The organism is Salmonella sp. 741265116_PST (assembly GCF_046567715.1).
GTDB lineage: Bacteria > Pseudomonadota > Gammaproteobacteria > Enterobacterales > Enterobacteriaceae > Salmonella > Salmonella enterica.
Map to the genome: position 1 here is coordinate 123261 of NZ_JBKFPH010000002.1, position 17289 is coordinate 140549.

22 protein-coding genes are annotated in these 17289 nt (G+C 43.9%); 20 read left to right on the forward strand and 2 right to left on the reverse strand.

What is annotated here, in order from left to right; genetic code table 11:
* Positions 1-261: 261 nt before the first annotated feature.
* Both ACLD11_RS01920 and ACLD11_RS01925 read right to left on the reverse strand, forming a co-directional pair.
* Positions 262-900 carry a two component system response regulator gene (locus tag ACLD11_RS01920; protein WP_411011198.1) on the reverse strand — a complete coding sequence of 213 codons (639 nt, stop codon included), beginning with the start codon at positions 898-900 and terminating at the stop codon, positions 262-264.
* A 30-nt stretch (positions 901-930) separates the two neighbouring features.
* Entirely contained in the window at positions 931-3693 is a 2763-nt protein-coding gene (locus ACLD11_RS01925) for a two component system sensor kinase (protein ID WP_183059079.1), read from the reverse strand.
* Between the two features lie 400 nt (positions 3694-4093).
* On the opposite strand from ACLD11_RS01925, the gene spiC reads away from it, so the two are divergent.
* The 20 genes from spiC (at position 4094) to ssaL (ending at position 17277) form a co-directional block, all read left to right on the forward strand.
* Positions 4094-4495, forward strand: coding sequence for an SPI-2 type III secretion system protein SpiC (spiC, locus tag ACLD11_RS01930; protein ID WP_411011200.1), 402 nt, complete (start codon positions 4094-4096; stop codon positions 4493-4495).
* 1 nt (position 4496) lies between these two features.
* Positions 4497-5990: an SPI-2 type III secretion system protein SpiA gene (gene spiA, locus ACLD11_RS01935; RefSeq protein ID WP_411011201.1), complete on the forward strand. Its 1494-nt coding sequence runs from the start codon at positions 4497-4499 to the stop codon at positions 5988-5990.
* Positions 5971-7182 (forward strand): SctD family type III secretion system inner membrane ring subunit SsaD, encoded by a 1212-nt coding sequence (ssaD, locus tag ACLD11_RS01940; protein WP_058331538.1) that lies wholly within the window; start codon positions 5971-5973, stop codon positions 7180-7182. The genes spiA and ssaD overlap by 20 nt, the downstream gene beginning before the upstream one ends.
* Before the next feature lie 7 nt (positions 7183-7189).
* Entirely contained in the window at positions 7190-7432 is a 243-nt protein-coding gene (gene ssaE / locus ACLD11_RS01945) for a YscE family type III secretion system co-chaperone SsaE (protein ID WP_411011202.1), read from the forward strand.
* A gap of 197 nt (positions 7433-7629) precedes the next feature.
* On the forward strand, positions 7630-7956 hold the full coding sequence (gene sseA / locus ACLD11_RS01950) for an SPI-2 type III secretion system chaperone SseA (protein WP_058331536.1): 327 nt from the start codon (positions 7630-7632) through the stop codon (positions 7954-7956).
* A gap of 6 nt (positions 7957-7962) precedes the next feature.
* The gene (sseB, locus tag ACLD11_RS01955) at positions 7963-8553 is read left to right on the forward strand and encodes an SPI-2 type III secretion system translocon protein SseB (protein ID WP_411011203.1); all 591 of its coding nucleotides are present in this window, start codon (positions 7963-7965) and stop codon (positions 8551-8553) included.
* Positions 8550-9023, forward strand: a complete 474-nt coding sequence (sscA, locus tag ACLD11_RS01960) for a SycD/LcrH family type III secretion system chaperone SscA (RefSeq protein WP_000711019.1) — start codon at positions 8550-8552, stop codon at positions 9021-9023. Before sseB ends, sscA begins: the two co-directional genes overlap by 4 nt.
* A gap of 2 nt (positions 9024-9025) precedes the next feature.
* Complete coding sequence (locus tag ACLD11_RS01965) at positions 9026-10483, forward strand: type III secretion system translocon protein (RefSeq protein ID WP_411014470.1); 1458 nt, start codon at positions 9026-9028, stop codon at positions 10481-10483.
* Positions 10484-10498: 15 nt separating this feature from the next.
* Positions 10499-11086: an SPI-2 type III secretion system translocon protein SseD gene (gene sseD, locus ACLD11_RS01970; protein ID WP_411014471.1), complete on the forward strand. Its 588-nt coding sequence runs from the start codon at positions 10499-10501 to the stop codon at positions 11084-11086.
* A gap of 2 nt (positions 11087-11088) precedes the next feature.
* Positions 11089-11505: an LcrR family type III secretion system chaperone SseE gene (gene sseE / locus ACLD11_RS01975; RefSeq protein ID WP_411011205.1), complete on the forward strand. Its 417-nt coding sequence runs from the start codon at positions 11089-11091 to the stop codon at positions 11503-11505.
* Positions 11506-11556: 51 nt separating this feature from the next.
* Positions 11557-11991: a SycD/LcrH family type III secretion system chaperone SscB gene (gene sscB / locus ACLD11_RS01980; protein WP_058331531.1), complete on the forward strand. Its 435-nt coding sequence runs from the start codon at positions 11557-11559 to the stop codon at positions 11989-11991.
* Between the two features lie 15 nt (positions 11992-12006).
* On the forward strand, positions 12007-12789 hold the full coding sequence (sseF, locus tag ACLD11_RS01985) for a type III secretion systems effector SseF (protein WP_411011206.1): 783 nt from the start codon (positions 12007-12009) through the stop codon (positions 12787-12789).
* A complete protein-coding gene (gene sseG / locus ACLD11_RS01990) occupies positions 12786-13475 on the forward strand; it encodes a pathogenicity island 2 effector protein SseG (RefSeq protein WP_411011207.1) in 690 nt (229 codons plus the stop codon). Before sseF ends, sseG begins: the two co-directional genes overlap by 4 nt.
* A 93-nt stretch (positions 13476-13568) precedes the next feature.
* Positions 13569-13784: a type III secretion system needle filament protein SsaG gene (gene ssaG, locus ACLD11_RS01995; protein ID WP_000350226.1), complete on the forward strand. Its 216-nt coding sequence runs from the start codon at positions 13569-13571 to the stop codon at positions 13782-13784.
* Positions 13762-14052, forward strand: coding sequence for an EscG/YscG/SsaH family type III secretion system needle protein co-chaperone (locus tag ACLD11_RS02000; RefSeq protein ID WP_058331528.1), 291 nt, complete (start codon positions 13762-13764; stop codon positions 14050-14052). Before ssaG ends, ACLD11_RS02000 begins: the two co-directional genes overlap by 23 nt.
* 11 nt (positions 14053-14063) lie before the next feature.
* Positions 14064-14312: a type III secretion system inner rod subunit SctI gene (gene sctI / locus ACLD11_RS02005; RefSeq protein ID WP_058331551.1), complete on the forward strand. Its 249-nt coding sequence runs from the start codon at positions 14064-14066 to the stop codon at positions 14310-14312.
* Positions 14309-15058: an SPI-2 type III secretion system apparatus lipoprotein SsaJ gene (gene ssaJ, locus ACLD11_RS02010; RefSeq protein WP_411011208.1), complete on the forward strand. Its 750-nt coding sequence runs from the start codon at positions 14309-14311 to the stop codon at positions 15056-15058. Before sctI ends, ssaJ begins: the two co-directional genes overlap by 4 nt.
* A 17-nt stretch (positions 15059-15075) precedes the next feature.
* The gene (locus ACLD11_RS02015; RefSeq protein ID WP_094947597.1) at positions 15076-15624 is read left to right on the forward strand and encodes a type III secretion system domain-containing protein; all 549 of its coding nucleotides are present in this window, start codon (positions 15076-15078) and stop codon (positions 15622-15624) included.
* Positions 15621-16295, forward strand: coding sequence for an SPI-2 type III secretion system apparatus protein SsaK (ssaK, locus tag ACLD11_RS02020; RefSeq protein ID WP_411014472.1), 675 nt, complete (start codon positions 15621-15623; stop codon positions 16293-16295). Before ACLD11_RS02015 ends, ssaK begins: the two co-directional genes overlap by 4 nt.
* Positions 16261-17277 carry an SPI-2 type III secretion system apparatus protein SsaL gene (ssaL, locus tag ACLD11_RS02025; protein WP_411011210.1) on the forward strand — a complete coding sequence of 339 codons (1017 nt, stop codon included), beginning with the start codon at positions 16261-16263 and terminating at the stop codon, positions 17275-17277. The genes ssaK and ssaL overlap by 35 nt, the downstream gene beginning before the upstream one ends.
* Positions 17278-17289: the final 12 nt, after the last annotated feature.

The following is a 17289-nucleotide window of genomic DNA, read 5'->3' on the forward strand; positions in this document are numbered from 1 at the left end:
CCATTAGGCTATTTTATTCGCCATTTTGGGACCAGGCAGTGCTCAAAATCCTCACGTACTACGTGTACGCTCCGGTTTCTGCGCGCTGGCCTGCCCCAAACTGGCTTCAACAATTACACCTACTGGGATAGGCTCTAAGGCAGTGATAAATGGTGCGGCATACCAGGGCATCCGTATGGATTTTGTCGATGATGAGCAATACTACGTGGCGTAAGGCTCATCAAAATATGACCAATGCTTAATACCATCGGATGCCCCTGGTTAATACTCTATTAACCTCATTCTTCGGGCGCAGTTAAGTAACTCTGTCACTTTATGAACCTGTAGCTTTCTCATCATATTCATCCGGTGTGTTTCGACGGTTTTTATACTGATATGTAGCTTTTCGCTGATCCCATGATTGGTATACCCCTCGTCAATAAGCTTAAGAACCTGACGTTCGCGTAAAGTAAGCAGTTGATGATTGGTCGTGTCAGTGTTTAATTCAGCCAGGATAGCTTCCCGATTCAACGTCGGGTCAATGTAACGCTTGTTTACTGCTACCGTTTGTAATGCCGCTAACAGAACTTGCTGACTACTGCTTTTTAAAACATAGCCATTAGCCCCTGCGGCTAAAGTTTTAATGGTCATATACTCTTGTTGGTATGCCGTGTAAACCAGAATATTCATTGCTGGCCAACGCTGATGTAATTGAGGAATGATATCCAGGCCATTGATACCAGGTAAGCTAAGATCAAGGATAATTATGTCAGGCTCGTATGCACAACAGGCATTATAAACCTCAAGACCATTTTTAACATGTTCTACAATTTTAAAATGAGGCCAGGGTAGTAAGGCATTCATAATGCCGTTAATGATGATCTCATGATCGTCTACTAATAAGATCTTATATTCTTTCATTTTGCTGCCCTCGCGAAAATTAAGATAATATTAAGTAATGGTGTGGTTTTTGAAGATCATACGTATTTTCTGGCGTAAGTCGGTTAGTTCCTCCAGCGCGATGATTTTCCCCATTTTTACGCGATTCTCAATGTCTACGACATCGCATACCAATTCAGTCTGCCCTATTTGACCTAAACAGCCTTTTAATGTGTGAATTAACTGATCGATTTTTTTTCCAGCCGATACGGCATTTTCAATATCAGCCAGCAAGAGGTCCAGTGATTGGAAAATCTTGCTATTAATGACCATATCATCTGTCGCCAGTAGCGCTGAACAGCGACTCGGATCCTGCTCCTGTAGCTCTATATTTCGTAAAAGTTGGTATTCTGCGGCAATACTGATATAGCGAGCTAAGGTAGCCAATGTCACTGGTTTGGTAATGTAATGATGAATCCCATTTTTTTTACAACGATGAATATCTTCTGTCGCTACGCTAGCGGATAGCGCCACAAACATGCAGTCAGGATCTAAATTATTCGGCCCATCATGCCATAATTGTACACATTCAATACCATCTATTTCTGGCATTCTAATGTCAATCAGTACTAAATCGAATCGCTGCTGTTGTGATAAAGTCAGAGCCTCGTTACTGCTGGCGGCAATAGTGACATGTTGGCCCAGGCTGACAAGCATTTTGCCGATGATATCCCGATTAATATCGGCATCATCAACCAAAAGAATCTGCAACTGCCAGGGAGGTAACAAATTATTTATTACTGGTATATTTGGTATACACAATATTAACTGTTGTGCCAGGTCGTAGAGTTTTCCGGGGAAGTACAGAAGCTCTGCATTGAGAAGCGCATTTTGCTGGTGGGGTGATTCGCTGCGTATTCCCCAGCAAGCCAGTTGGCGATGCAGGCCGAAAGGCGCTGACAGTGTCCCTTTAATTGGTTGAGGCGGCTGGTATTCTTGTAAGGGTAATACTAGCGAGACACAGGTTCCAACCCCGGGGACACTTGTTAGTGTCAGATTACCGCCCATCATTTTAGCCAGGCTTGACGCAATAGTCAGTCCAATTCCTGTACCTTGCGAATTTGTGTCTGCTTGATAAAAAGCAGTAAAGATTTGAGACTGCTGCTGTATTTCAATCCCTTTACCGCTATCGCTAACCAGAAATATTAATTGTTCCCCATGACGCTTGACCGTCAGACGTATCCCTCCGGTTTCGGTAAATTTTACCGCGTTCCCGAGTAAATTAACCAAAATTTGCCGTAAACGGATACTGTCGGTATGAAAATAGAGAGGGACATGTTGGCCGACAAAAGTACGTAATGACAACTTTTTGCTTTGCGCCGGCCCCTGGATGGTTTGCATTGCCTGGTCCAGTAACGGCAGTAACGCTGTTTCTTCCATATGTAATGTGAAATGACCAGACTCGATGCGTGAAAAATCCAGCAGATTATTAATAATAGCTAACAAAGACAGTGTACAATTCCTGGCGGTATCAGCTAATCCTTGCTGCTCTATGTTTAAAGGGGTGGTTTGTAATAATTCAATCGCACCGAGTACGCCATTCATCGGAGTACGTAACTCATGACTTATTACCGTCAGATGAATGCTTTTACGTTTGTTAGCTTGCTCAGCGCGTTTTTTTGCTTCATTTAGCGCCTGCGTGCGCTCTGCGACTTTGTTTTCCAGATTGTCGTATTGTACTTGTAGAGTATCAAGCAGTTGGTTAAAAGCACAGGCAATACTATCTAATTCATCCAGTCGTTGTGCTGGTAAACGTGTGCTCAGCGGTGCAGTTGCGGTTTTATTAATGACATCGACAAAACGCCATAACGGTTTGGCCAGTGAGCGATGTAGTAACCAACAAAAAGCCGACGTCATCAACACCAATGCTGTTAATGTAAAGGGGATTTGTTGAAGGATAGTTTTTAAGATACGACTATGTAGATTACCGTATGGGTACAGGGTAACCAGACTCCATCCGGGGCCATGCAAGGTTGTGCGTAATATCAGAAATCCGGGAATTTGTTGCCATCCGTCATGCAGCGTTACATTTTCTAGTCGTGTACGTATTTTTTGCGGTGTGTATGAAAACGGCAGTAAGTGGTTGTTTTGATCCAGCCATACATGAATACTATCATCTAATGGTAGGTGGCTCTTGGTAATGAGATCGGGAAGTTTAACCGTCACCCCAAAAAATACGCCTTGCTGATCGGCAACCGCAACGGAAACATGCCATTCTTTGCCGTTTATGTATTCTGGTTCACTCCAGTAAAACCCGGCATGGGTTGGGTATAAAGGAAATCTTTTTCGCGTTATAAGCTGTAGAGTAGAATAATCTGAAGGGTTATCAGTAGATAATACCGAAACCTCATTTTTATGGTTAAGAATAAAACTATCGCGACGAAAGCTTTTTTCATCGATATCAGAGGACTGCAGAAAGAGACGATGCTTCTCTCCGTTTAGCGTCGGCGTGCAATTTGAAGGATCGACAGATAGACGCCGACTCACCTCAGGAAAAGTATCGTTATGATGAATCACAGTCGCTAATGAGCATTGATACATTAAATTTTTAGCGTCACGCTCAGCCTCTCCAAATCGTTGATTGCTTTGTACAATATTCATCTCGGATAGAGCGGATAAGTCCTCTATTATATGCTGCCGTTCCTGAACCATTGATATATAAGCTGCAGTAAGTACAGATAGCAGCCAAATAATTATTATTGTTAATAAGAATAAAAAAATTAGCCTGATTACTAAAGATGTTTGCAGCGTATTCTTGGGATTCAGCAAATTCATAATGCTTTCCTTCTGTTGCCTGTTGCAAAATCTTTGGCACTTGATCACTATCGCAGTATATATAGTTTCACCAGAAGATTAATCGATGGTGTTATCATTAGGAAGATAAATTTCTTCATATATAACCCACTCGATGACTACAATTACTTTTTAATAAGGTGGCGATGTGAAAACATCGTAACAGTTTATTTAATAAATAATTTTTCAAATTGTAATTTTTTGTGTCGATGCTGAAAATGTAATTGTGAATTCATCGAAAAATCCGAATGATAGAATCGCCTGTGACAAGGTATATGTAGACAGCATCCTGATATTGTACAAGAAGAGTATAGTTGAAATAAATGTGAATCAGGCTTTTTACGGATGTGGTTGTGAGCGAATTTGATAGAAACTCTCTTTTATGTCTGAGGAGGGATTCATGCTGGCAGTTTTAAAAGGCATTCCATTAATTCAGGATATCAAGGCCGAAGGTAATAGCCGATCCTGGATAATGACTATTGATGGGCATCCTGCCAGAGGAGAAATTTTCTCAGAAGCATTTTCTATTTCTTTGTTCTTAAATGACCTGGAAAGTTTACCTAAGCCTTGTCTTGCCTATGTGACACTACTGCTTGCAGCGCACCCGGACGTCTATGATTATGCTATACAGCTCACTGCGGATGGAGGATGGTTAAACGGTTATTATACCACAAGTAGTAGCTCTGAGCTTATTGCTATTGAGATAGAAAAACACCTGGCTTTAACTTGCATTTTAAAAAATGTAATACGTAATCACCATAAACTTTATTCTGGTGGGGTATAAAATGGTAGTAGATAAACGTTTGATCTTAATTTTACTATTTATACTCAATGCGGCAAAGAGTGATGAGTTATCATGGAAAGGCAATGACTTCACCCTCTATGCCAGACAAATGCCATTAGCAGAGGTTTTACATCTGCTCTCAGAAAACTATGATACGGCTATTACTATTAGCCCATCGATAACAGCTACATTTAGTGGAAAAATTCCGCCTGGATCACCGATCGATATTTTGAATAACCTGGCAGCACAATATGATTTGCTTACCTGGTTTGATGGCAACATGTTATATGTATATCCAGCATCTTTATTAAAACATCAGGTTATCACTTTCAATATTTTGTCTACTGGACGGTTCATTCATTACTTACGCAGCCAGAATATCCTTTCATCACCGGGATGCGAGGTTAAAGAAATTACCGGTACCAGCGCTGTGGAGGTGAGTGGTGTTCCCAGTTGTCTGACTCGTATTAGTCAATTAGCTTCAGTGCTGGATAATGCGTTAATCAAACGAAAAGACAGTGCGGTTAGTGTGAGTATATTCACGCTTAAGTATGCCACTGCGATGGATACCCAATACCAATATCGCGATCAGGCCGTCGTGGTTCCTGGGGTCGTGAGTGTATTGCGTGAGATGAGTAAAACCAGCGAACCGGCGTCATTGACGAACAATGGTTCACCCGCTACACAGACATTGCCCATGTTTGCTGCCGACCCACGCCAGAATGCAGTGATCGTTCGTGATTATGCGGCCAATATGGCCGGGTATCAGAAACTCATCACAGAATTAGATCAACGCCAGCAGATGATAGAGATTTCGGTAAAAATTATTGATGTTAATGCTGGAGATATTAATCAATTAGGCATCGACTGGGGAACGGCAGTGTCGCTGGGTGGAAAGAAAATTGCGTTCAATACAGGTTTGAATGACGGTGGTGCTAACGGTTTTTCAACGGTAATCAGCGATACCTCAAACTTTATGGTGCGTTTGAATGCACTGGAAAAAAGCTCTCAGGCTTATGTACTTTCCCAACCATCTGTGGTGACTTTAAATAATATCCAGGCGGTACTGGATAAAAATATTACTTTCTATACCAAACTGCAGGGGGAAAAAGTGGCTAAACTTGAATCCATCACTACGGGTTCTTTGTTGCGCGTTACACCTCGGTTGTTAAATGACAATGGCACGCAAAAAATAATGCTTAATCTTAATATTCAGGATGGACAACAAAGTGATACGCAAAGCGAAACAAACCCGCTGCCCGAAGTGCAAAATTCGGAAATTGCTTCGCAAGCCACATTATTGGCCGGACAAAGTCTATTGCTGGGAGGATTTAAACAAGGTAAACAAATCCACTCGCAAAACAAAATCCCATTATTGGGTGATATTCCTGTCATAGGTCATTTGTTTCGCAATGATACGACGCAAGTACATAGTGTAATCAGGCTTTTTTTGATTAAAGCCTCAGTAGTAAATAATGGCATATCTCATGGTTAATCCAAAAAGTTCCTGGAAAATACGTTTTTTAGGTCACGCCTTACAAGGCCGGGAAGTCTGGCTGAATGAAGGGAACCTGTCACTGGGGGAGAAGGGGTGCGATATTTGTATTCCGCTTACTATAAATGAAAAAATTATTCTGAGAGAACAGGCAGATAGTTTGTTTGTTGATGCCGGGAAAGCCAGAGTTAGAGTTAATGGCCGCAGATTTAATCCAAATAAGCCGCTACCATCCAGTGGGGTTTTGCAGGTTGCGGGAGTGGCTATCGCGTTTGGTAAACAGGATTGTGAACTTGCTGGTTATCAAATACCCGTTTCCAGATCAGGGTACTGGTGGTTGACTGGCGTATTCTTGGTTTTCATCGGTGGGATGGGTGTCCTGTTAAGTGTTGGCGGTCAGCCTGAAACGGTAAATGACTTACCTTTGCGGGTTAAGTTTTTATTAGACAAAAGCAACATTCATTATGTGCGGGCGCAATGGAAAGAGGATGGAAGCCTGCAGTTGTCCGGTTATTGCTCGTCACGCGAACAGATGCAAAAGGTGAGAGCGACTCTCGAATCATGGGGGGTCATGTATCGGGATGGTGTAATCTGTGATGACTTATTGATACGAGAAGTGCAGGATGTTTTGATAAAAATGGGTTACCCGCATGCTGAAGTATCCAGCGAAGGGCCGGGGAGCGTGTTAATTCATGATGATATACAGATGGATCAGCAATGGCGTAAGGTTCAACCATTACTTGCAGATATTCCCGGATTATTGCACTGGAAGATTAGTCATTCTCATCAATCTCAGGGGGATGATATTATTGCTGCGATAATAGAGAACGGTTTAGTGGGGCTTGTCAATGTTACGCCAATGCGGCGCTCTTTTGTTATCAGTGGTGTACTGGATGAATCGCATCAACGCATTTTGCAAGAAACATTAGCAGCATTAAAGAAAAAGGACCCTGCTCTTTCTTTAATTTATCAGGATATTGCGCTTTCTCATGATGAAAGCAGGTATCTGCCTGCGCCAGTGGCTGGCTTTGTACAGAGTCGTCATGGTAATTATTTATTACTGACGAACAAAGAGCGTTTACGCGTAGGGGCATTGTTACCCAATGGGGGAGAAATTGTCCATCTGAGTGCCGATGTGGTAACGATTAAACATTATGATACTTTGATTAACTATCCATTAGATTTTAAGTGAGTGGAAAATGACAACTCTGACCCGGTTAGAAGATTTGCTGCTTCATTCGCGTGAAGAGGCCAAAGGAATAATTTTACAATTAAGGGCTGCCCGGCAACAGTTAGAAGAGAACAACGGTAAGTTACAGGATCCGCAGCAATATCAGCAAAACACCTTATTGCTTGAAGCGATCGAACAGGCCGAAAATATTATCAAAACTATTTATTATCGTTACCATAACAGCGCACTTGTAGTGAGTGAGCAAGAGTAAAGTAAAAATATCTTAGAGCCTATCCCACCAGGCGTTATTGGTGCAGCCAGATTGGACACGGACAGCGCGCAAAAACCGGAGCGTACACGTAGTACGTGAGGATTTTGAGCACTGCCCAGGACCAAAATGGCAAGTAAAATAGCCCTAATGGGATAAGCTCTTGGTTAGCACGTTAATTATCTATCGTGTGGAGGTGAATGATGATAAAGAAAAAGGCTGCGGTTAGTGAATATCGTGATTTAGAGCAAAGTTACATGCAGCTAAATCACTGTCTTAAAAAATTTCACCAAATCAGGGCTAAGGTGAGTCAACAGCTTTCTGAAAGGGCAGAGAGCCCAAAAAAGAGCAGAGAGACAGAGAGTATTCTTCATAACCTATTTCCACAAGGCGTTGCCGGGGTTAACCAGGAGGCCGAGAAGGATTTAAAGAAAATAGTAAGTTTGTTTAAACAACTTGAAGTACGATTGCAACAACTTAATGCTCAAGCCCCGGTGGAGATACCGTCAGGAAAAACAAAAAGGTAAAGCATCATGTCTTCAGGAAACATCTTATGGGGAAATCAAAGCCCTATTGTGTTTAAACATAGCTTCGGCGTCGGCAGCACTGATACCGGGAGTCAGGATGACTTATCCCAGCAAAATCCGTTTGCCGAAGGGTATAGTGTTTTGCTTATTCTCCTTATGGTTATTCAGGCTATTGCAAACGATAAATTTATTGAAGTCCAGAGGAACGCTGAACGTGCCAGAAATACCCAGGCAAAGTCAAATGAGATGGATGAGGTGATTGCTAAAGCAGCCAAAGGGGATGCTAAAACCAAAGAGGAGGTGCCTGAGGATGTCATTATATACATGCGTGAACACGGTATTCTCATCGATGGTATGACCATTGAGGATTATATGGCTAAATATGGCGATCATGGGAAGCTGGATAAAGGTGGCCTACAGGCGATCAAAGCGGCTTTGGATAATGACGCCAACCGGAATACGGATCTTATGAGTCAGGGGCAGATAACAATTCAAAAAATGTCTCAGGAGCTTAACGCTGTCCTTACCCAACTGACGGGGCTTATCAGTAAGTGGGGGGAAATTTCCAGTATGATAGCTCAGAAAACGTACTCATGAAAAAAGACCCGACCCTACAACAGGCACATGACACGATGCGATTTTTCCGGCGTGGCGGCTCGCTGCGTATGTTGTTGGATGACGATGTTACACAGCCGCTTAATACTCTGTATCACTATGCCATGCAGCTTATGGAGGTAAAAGAGTTCGCCGGCGCAGCGCGACTTTTTCAATTACTGACGATATATGATGCCTGGTCATTTGACTACTGGTTTCGGTTAGGGGAATGCTGCCAGGCTCAAAAACATTGGGGGGAAGCGATATACGCTTATGGACGCGCGGCACAAATTAAGATTGATGCGCCGCAGGCGCCATGGGCCGCAGCGGAATGCTACCTCGCGTGTGATAACGTTTGTTATGCAATAAAAGCGTTAAAGGCCGTGGTGCGTATTTGCGGCGAGGTCAGTGAACATCAAATCCTTCGATTGCGTGCAGAAAAGATGTTACAGCAACTTTCTGACAGGAGCTAAAAATGAATCGAATTCACAGTAATAGCGATAGCGCCGCAGGAGTAACCGCCTTAACACATCATCACTTAAGCAATGTCAGTTGCGTTTCCTCAGGTTCGCTGGGAAAGCGCCAGCATCGTGTGAATTCTACTTTTGGCGATGGCAACGCCGCGTGTCTGCTATCCGGGAAAATTAGTCTTCAGGAGGCAAGCAATGCGTTGAAGCAACTGCTTGATGCCGTACCCGGAAATGATAAGCGTCCATCATCATTGCCTGACTTTTTGCATATCAATCCCACTGTTTTATCAATGATGATGACGTCATTAATACTCAACGTCTTTGGTAATAACGCTCAATCGTTATGTCAACAGCTTGAGCGGGCAACTGAGGTGCAAAATGCATTGCGTAATAAGCAGGTAAAGGAGTATCAGGAGCAGATCCAGAAAGCGATAGAGCAGGAGGATAAAGCGCGTAAAGCGGGCATTTTTGGCGCTATTTTTGACTGGCTTACTGGCATATTTGAAACCGTGATTGGCGCCTTAAAAGTTGTGGAAGGTTTTCTGTCCGGTAATCCCGCAGAAATGGCTAGCGGCGTAGCTTATATAGCCGCAGGTTGTGCAGGAATGGTTAAAGCCGGAGCCGAAACGGCAATGATGTGCGGTGCTGACCACGATACCTGTCAGGCGATTATTGACGTGGCAAGTAAAATTCAAGTTGGTTGTGAAGTCGTCGCGATGGCACTGGATGTTTTCCAGATTGGTCGTGCTTTTATGGCGACGAGAGGCTTATCTGGCGCAGCTGCAAAAGTGCTTGACTCCGGCTTAGGCGAAGAAATGGTTGAGCGTATGGTTGGTGCAGGGGAAGCAGAAATAGAGGAGTTGGCTGAAAAGTTTGGCGAAGAGGTGAGCGAAAAGTTTTCCAAACAATTTGAGGCGATTGAACGTGAAATGGTTTCGCCGGGCGAGATGGAAGAGGAGTCTGCTGAGTTTTCTCGTAAGGTAGAAAATAATATGACAAAAAATGCGGGAAAAAGTTTTACGAAAGAGGGGGTGAAAGCCATGGCAAAAGAAGCGGCAAAAGAAGCCCTGGAAAAATGTGCGCAAGAAGGGGGAAAGTTTCTGTTAAAAAATTTTCGTAATAAAGTTCTCTGGAATATGTTCAAAAAAATCCTGTATGCCTTACTGAGTGATTGTTCATTTAAAGGCTTACAGGCTATCAGATGTGCAACCGAGGGTGCCAGTCAGATGAATACTGGCATGGTTAACGCAGATAAAGCGAAGCTCGAAAAGAAAATAGAGCAATTAATAACTCAGCAACGGTTTCTGGATTACATAATGCAACAAACGGAAGACCAAAAAAAGATAGAACAAAAACGCTTAGAGGAGCTTTATAAGAGTAGCGGTGCCGCGCTTAGAGATGTATTAGAGACCATTGATCACTATAGTAGCGTTCAGGCGAGAATAGCTGGCTGTCGCGCTTAATCTGAGGATAAAAATATGGAAGCGAGTAACGTAGCACTGGTATTACCAACGCCGTCCTTGTTAACGCCTTCTTCCACTCCATCACCCTCCGGGGAGGGAATGGGTACTGAATCAATGCTTCTGTTATTTGATGATATCTGGACGAAGTTAATGGAGCTTGCCAAAAAGCTGCGCGATATCATGCGCAGCTATAACGAAGTAAAACAACGGCTGGCCTGGGACCTGCAGGTCAATGCTTTACAGACGCAAATGAAAACAATTGATGAAGCGTTTAAAGCATCAATGATTACTGCGTGTGGCGCAATGTTGTCGGGAGTGCTGACGATAGGACTCGGGGCTGTAGGCGGGGAAAGCGGCCTTATAGCGGGTCAAGCCACAGGCCACACTGTCGGGGGAGTCATGGGGCTGGGGGCCGGTGTAGCGCAACGTCAAAGTGATCAAGATAAAGCGATTGTCGAGCTGCAAGAAAATGGGGCCCAATCTTATAATAAATGCCTGACGGATATTATGGAGAAAGCAGCTGAAATTATGCAGCAAATCATGGGGGTGGGGGCGTCACTGGTCACGGTTCTTGCTGAAATACTCCGGGCATTAACGAGGTAAACATGGTGCAAGAAATAGAGCAATGGTTGCGTCGGCATCAGGTGTTTACTGAGCCTGCATATTTAGGGGAGACCGCCATATTACTTGGGCAGCAGTTTATATTATCGCCTTATCTGGTGATCTATCGTATTGAGGCAAAAGAAATGATTATTTGTGAGTTCAGGCGCCTGACGCCCGGGCAACCTCGACCACAGCAATTGTTTCACTTACTGGGACTTTTACGCGGGATATTTGTACATCACCCGCAGTTAACATGTTTAAAGATGTTGATAATCACCGATGTTCTGGATGAAAAAAAAGCCATGCTACGCAGGAAATTATTGCGCATTCTGACAGTAATGGGAGCGACCTTTACACAGTTTGATGGCGATGACTGGACAATTTTATCCGCCGAGCATCTTATCCAGCGACGTTTTTAAATGACCTTCCTGACGTAAATCATTATCACGTGAAAATAACAATCAATAGGTATGATGATGAAAGAAAATCAGAAAAATAAAGTACCCGAAGACATTCTGAAACAGCTATTATCCGTTGATCCGGAAACCGTTTATGCCAGTGGTTACGCCTCATGGCAGGAGGGGGATTATGCGCGCGCCGTAATCGATTTTAGCTGGCTGGTGATGGCCCAGCCATGGAGTTGGCGTGCCCATATTGCATTGGCTGGCACCTGGATGATGCTTAAAGAATACACGACGGCCATTAATTTCTATGGACATGCCTTGATGCTGGATGCCAGCCATCCAGAACCGGTTTACCAAACGGGCGTCTGTCTCAAAATGATGGGGGAACCCGGGTTGGCGAGAGAGGCTTTTCAAACCGCAATCAAGATGAGTTATGCGGATGCCTCATGGAGTGAGATTCGCCAGAATGCGCAAATAATGTTCGACACTCTTATTGCTTAAATAACAGAACGAAATATGAAAATTCATATTCCGTCAGCGGCAAGTAATATCGTCGATGGTAATAGTCCTCCTTCCGGTATACAAGCGAAGGCGGCATCGTTTCCTCCCCCTGAAATTCCAGCCCCTGGCACCCCCGCAGCCCCTGTGCTGCTTACGCCTGAACAAATAAGGCAGCAGAGGGATTATACTATACATTTTATGCAATACACTATTCGTGCGCTGGGTGCGACAGTCGTGTTTGGGTTATCGGTTGCTGCAGCGGTAATTTCTGGCGGGGCAGGATTACCCATTGCTATTCTTGCGGGGGCGGCGCTCGTGATTGCTATTGGGGATGCTTGCTGTGCGTATCATAATTATCAATTGATATGTCAGCAAAAGGAGCCGTTACAAACCGCCAGTGATAGCGTTGCTCTTGTGGTCAGTGCGCTGGCCTTAAAATGTGGGGCAAGTCTTAACTGCGCTAACACCCTTGCTAATTGTCTTTCTTTATTAATACGTTCAGGAATCGCTATTTCTATGTTGGTTTTACCCCTACAGTTTCCACTGCCCGCCGCTGAAAATATAGCGGCCTCTTTGGACATGGGGAGTGTAATTACCTCCGTTAGCCTGACGGCGATAGGTGCGGTACTGGATTATTGCCTTGCCCGCCCCTCTGGCGACGATCAGGAAAATTCTGTTGATGAACTTCATGCCGATCCCAGTGTGTTATTGGCGGAAAAAATGGCAGCGCTCTGTCAATCTGCTACTACACCTGCATTAATGGACAGTTCTGGTCATACATCTCGGGGAGAACCATGAAACCTGTTAGCCCAAATGCTCAGGTAGGGGGGCAACGTCCTGTTTGCGCGCCTGAGGAATCACCTCCATGTCCCTCATTGCCACATCCGGAAACCAATATGGAGAGTGGTAGAATAGGACCTCAACAAGGAAAAGAGCGGTTATTGGCCGGACTTGCGAAACGAGTGATAAAGTGTTTTCCAAAAGAAATTTTTAGTTGGCAAACGGTCATTTTGGGCGGACAGATTTTATGCTGTTCCGCTGGAATAGCATTAACAGTGCTAAGTGGTGGAGGCGCACCGCTCTTAGCCCTGGCGGGAATTGGCCTTGCTATTGCCATCGCGGATGTCGCGTGTCTTATCTACCATCATAAACATCATTTGCCTATGGCTCACGACAGTATAGGCAATGCCGTTTTTTATATTGCTAATTGTTTCGCCAATCAACGCAAAAGTATGGCGATTGCTAAAGCTGTCTCCCTGGGAGGTAGATTAGTCTTAACCGCGACGGTAATGACGCATTCATACTGGAGTGGTAGTTTGGGACTACAGCCTCATTTATTAGAGCGCCTTAATGATATTGCCTACGGGCTAATGAGTTTTACTCGCTTTGGTATAGATGGGATGGCAATGACCGGTATGCAGGTCAGCAGCCCATTTTATCGTTTGCTGGCTCAGGTAACACCAAAACAAAGTGCGCCGGAGTAATCGTTTTCAGGTATATACCGGATGTTCATTGCTTTCTAAATTTTGTTATGTTGCCAGTATCCTTACGATGTATTTATTTTAAGGAAAAGCATTATGGATATTGCACAATTAGTGGATATGCTCTCCCACATGGCGCACCAGGCAGGTCAGGCCATTAATGACAAAATGAATGGTAATGATTTGCTCAACCCAGAATCGATGATTAAAGCGCAATTTGCCTTACAGCAGTATTCTACATTTATTAATTACGAAAGTTCACTGATCAAAATGATCAAGGATATGCTTAGTGGAATCATTGCTAAAATCTGAAGTTATAAGCGACGATGTTCGACGGTTGCTGCTGGAAATTATGTTTGCGGGCGTTAACCATAGCCTTATTTCCCAGGTACATACGATGTTACCAGCGCTAACGGTTATTGTTCCGGATAGAAAATTACAGTTGGTATGTTTGGCATTATTGTTGGCGGGATTAAATGAGCCGCTAAAAGCCGCGAAAATTTTATCGGATATTGATTTACCAGAGGCTATGGCGCTGCGCCTGTTATTTCCTGCGCCCAAAGAGGGGTTTGAAAATTGAATATTTCTGATATGAGCGTAGTGCCTGTAAGCACTCAATCTTATGTAAAGTCATCTGCAGAACCGAGCCAGGAGCAAATTAATCTTTTTAAACAATTGCTGACAGATGGTGCCTCCACCAGTAATGCCAGTGCTTTACTACCGCAGGTTATGTTGGCCAGACAAATGGATTATATGCAGTTAACGGTAGGCGTGGATTATCTTGCCAGGATATCAGGCGCAGCAGCGCAAGCGCTTAATAAGCTGGATAGCATGACATGAAGGTTCATCGTATAGTATTTCTTACTGCCCTCGCGTTCTTTCTTACGGCATGTGATGTGGATCTTTATCGCTCATTGCCAGAATATGAGGCGAATCAAATGCTGGCATTACTTATGCAGCATCATATCGATGCGGAAAAAAAACAGGAAGAGGATGGTGTTACCTTACGTGTCGAGCAGTCGCAGTTTATTAATGCGGTTGAGCTACTTAGACTTAACGGTTATCCGCATCGTCAGTTTACAACGGTGGATAAGATGTTTCCAGCTAATCAGTTAGTGGTATCCCCCCAGGAAGAACAGCAGAAGATTAATTTCTTAAAAGAACAAAGAATTGAAGGAATGCTGAGTCAGATGGAGGGCGTGATTAATGCAAAAGTGACCATTGCGCTACCGACTTATGATGAGGGAAGTAACACTTCTCCTAGCTCAGTTGCCGTATTTATAAAATATTCACCTCAGGTCAATATGGAGGCCTTTCGGGTAAAAATTAAAGATTTAATAGAGATGTCAATCCCTGGGTTGCAATACAGTAAGATTAGTATCTTGATGCAGCCTGCAGAATTTAGAATGGTACCTGACGTACCAGCGAGAAAAACGTTCTGGATTATGGACTTTATCCACGCCAATAAAGGGAAGGTGGTGACGTGGTTGATGAAATACCCTTATCAGTTGATGTTATCGTTGACAGGGTTGTTATTGGGAGTGGGTATCCTGATCGGCTATTTTTGCCTGAGACGCCGTTTTTGAACCGACCTGATCCCGAGGTGTTGCAACTTTATCGTTATTTCTGGCAACCTGCCCGTTACGCTGTACCGGAATGGATGGATAAGCTGGGCTTTCATCTTTCAAACCGCTGGCGTTATGGAGAGCGGCCAGAGTTGGATCGTCTTCTTGACAGATCGTTGAATAGACTAAGGGGAAGTTATGTTATTCCAGCCTGTTTAAATGACAGGCAAAAACGGCAGGTTCGTCTTGCGCCGCGTATATCGGCATTTGCCTTTGGGCTGGGATTATTCAAACTCAGGTGTAGTGACTATTTTATGCTACCAGAGTATCGGCAATTGCTTCTACAGTGGTTTAGCGAGGATGAGATCTGGCAGCTATATGGTTGGTTGGGGCAAAGAGATGGCAAATTACTTCCTCCGCAAGTGATGCAACAAACTGCATTGCAGATCGGTACCGCCATTCTTAATCGTGAAGCGCATGACGATGTGGTTTTACATGCGCTATTAGTATTATTACCCCCTCCGCAGCGTATACTTTGGCCGAAGACTTCTCTTACCGAGATTATCTTCATGGAGCATTTGCTATGAATTTCACTTCACTTCCTCTGACGGAAATTAACCATAAGCTACCCGCTCGAAATATTATTGAGTCACAGTGGATAACATTACAATTAACTTTATTTGCACAAGAGCAACAAGCTAAGAGAGTTTCACATGCTATTGTGAGCTCCGCTCACCGTAAGGCTGAAAAAATCATCCGAGACGCCTATCGTTATCAACGTGAACAGAAAGTTGAGCAGCAACAAGAAATAGCGTGGTTGCGTAAAAATACGCTGGAAAAAATGGAAGTGGAATGGCTGGAACAGCATGTAAAACATTTACAAGAAGATGAAAATCAATTTCGTTCATTGGTCGATCAAGCAGCGCATCATATTAAAAATAGTATAGAACAGGTTCTGTTGGCCTGGTTCGACCAACAGTCGGTAGACAGTGTTATGTGCCATCGTCTGGCACGCCAGGCCACGGCTATGGCGGAAGATGGAGCGCTTTATTTGCGTATTCATCCTGAAAAAGAGGCATTGATGCATGAAACTTTTGGCAAGCGGTTTACGCTGATTGTCGAGTCTGGTTTCTCTCCCGATCAGGTTGAACTTTCCTCAACACGATATGCCGTTGAGTTTTCACTTTCTCGTCATTTCAACGCGTTACTGAAATGGTTATGTAATGGTGAAGATAAAAGAGGTAGCGATGGATATTAAAATTAATGAGATAAAAATGACGCCTCCTACAACATTTACCTCTGGCCAGGTTATAGAGAAACAAGAGGTTATTTCACCTTCAATATTAGCTCTCCAGGAGTTACAGGAAACGACGGGGGCAGCGCTCTATGAGACGATGGAAGAAATAGGAATGGCGCTGAGTGGTAAACTGCGTGAAAATTATAAATTCTCTGATGCGGAGAAACTGGAGCGCAGACAGCAGGCTTTGCTGCGTTTGATAAAACAAATACAGGAGGATAATGGGGCAACGTTGCGTTCGCTTACCGAAGAAAATAGTGATCCTGATTTACAAAATGCGTATAAAATTATCGCTCTCGCAATGGCGCTTACTGCCGACGGGTTGTCAAAAAAGAAAAAACGCGATTTGCAATCGCAACTGGATACGCTCACAGCGGAGGAGGGATGGGAACTTGCCGTTTTTAGTTTACTGGAACTTGGCGAAGTGGATACCGCTACGCTGTCCTCGCTGAAGCGTTTTATGCAACAGGCGATAGACAACGATGAAATGCCCTTATCGCAGTGGTTCAGACGCGTGGCAGAGTGGCCGGATCGCTGTGAACGGGTTCGTATTTTGCTAAGAGCAATAGCCTTTGAACTTAGCATATGCATCGAACCCTCGGAGCAAAGTCGTTTGGCCGCGGCATTAGTACGTTTGCGTCGTTTGCTGTTATTCCTTGGCCTTGAAAAAGAGTGTCAGCGTGAGGAGTGGATTTGCCAGTTGCCGCCTAATACATTACTGCCGCTACTACTCGATATCATTTGTGAGCGCTGGCTTTTCAGTGATTGGTTGCTTGATAGACTTACCGCTATAGTTTCTTCATCGAAGATGTTTAATCGGTTACTCCAACAACTTGATGCGCAGTTTATGCTGATACCCGATAACTGTTTTAACGACGAAGATCAACGTGAACAAATTCTCGAAACGCTTCGTGAAGTAAAGGTAAATCAGGTTTTATTCTGATACCTGGCTTTC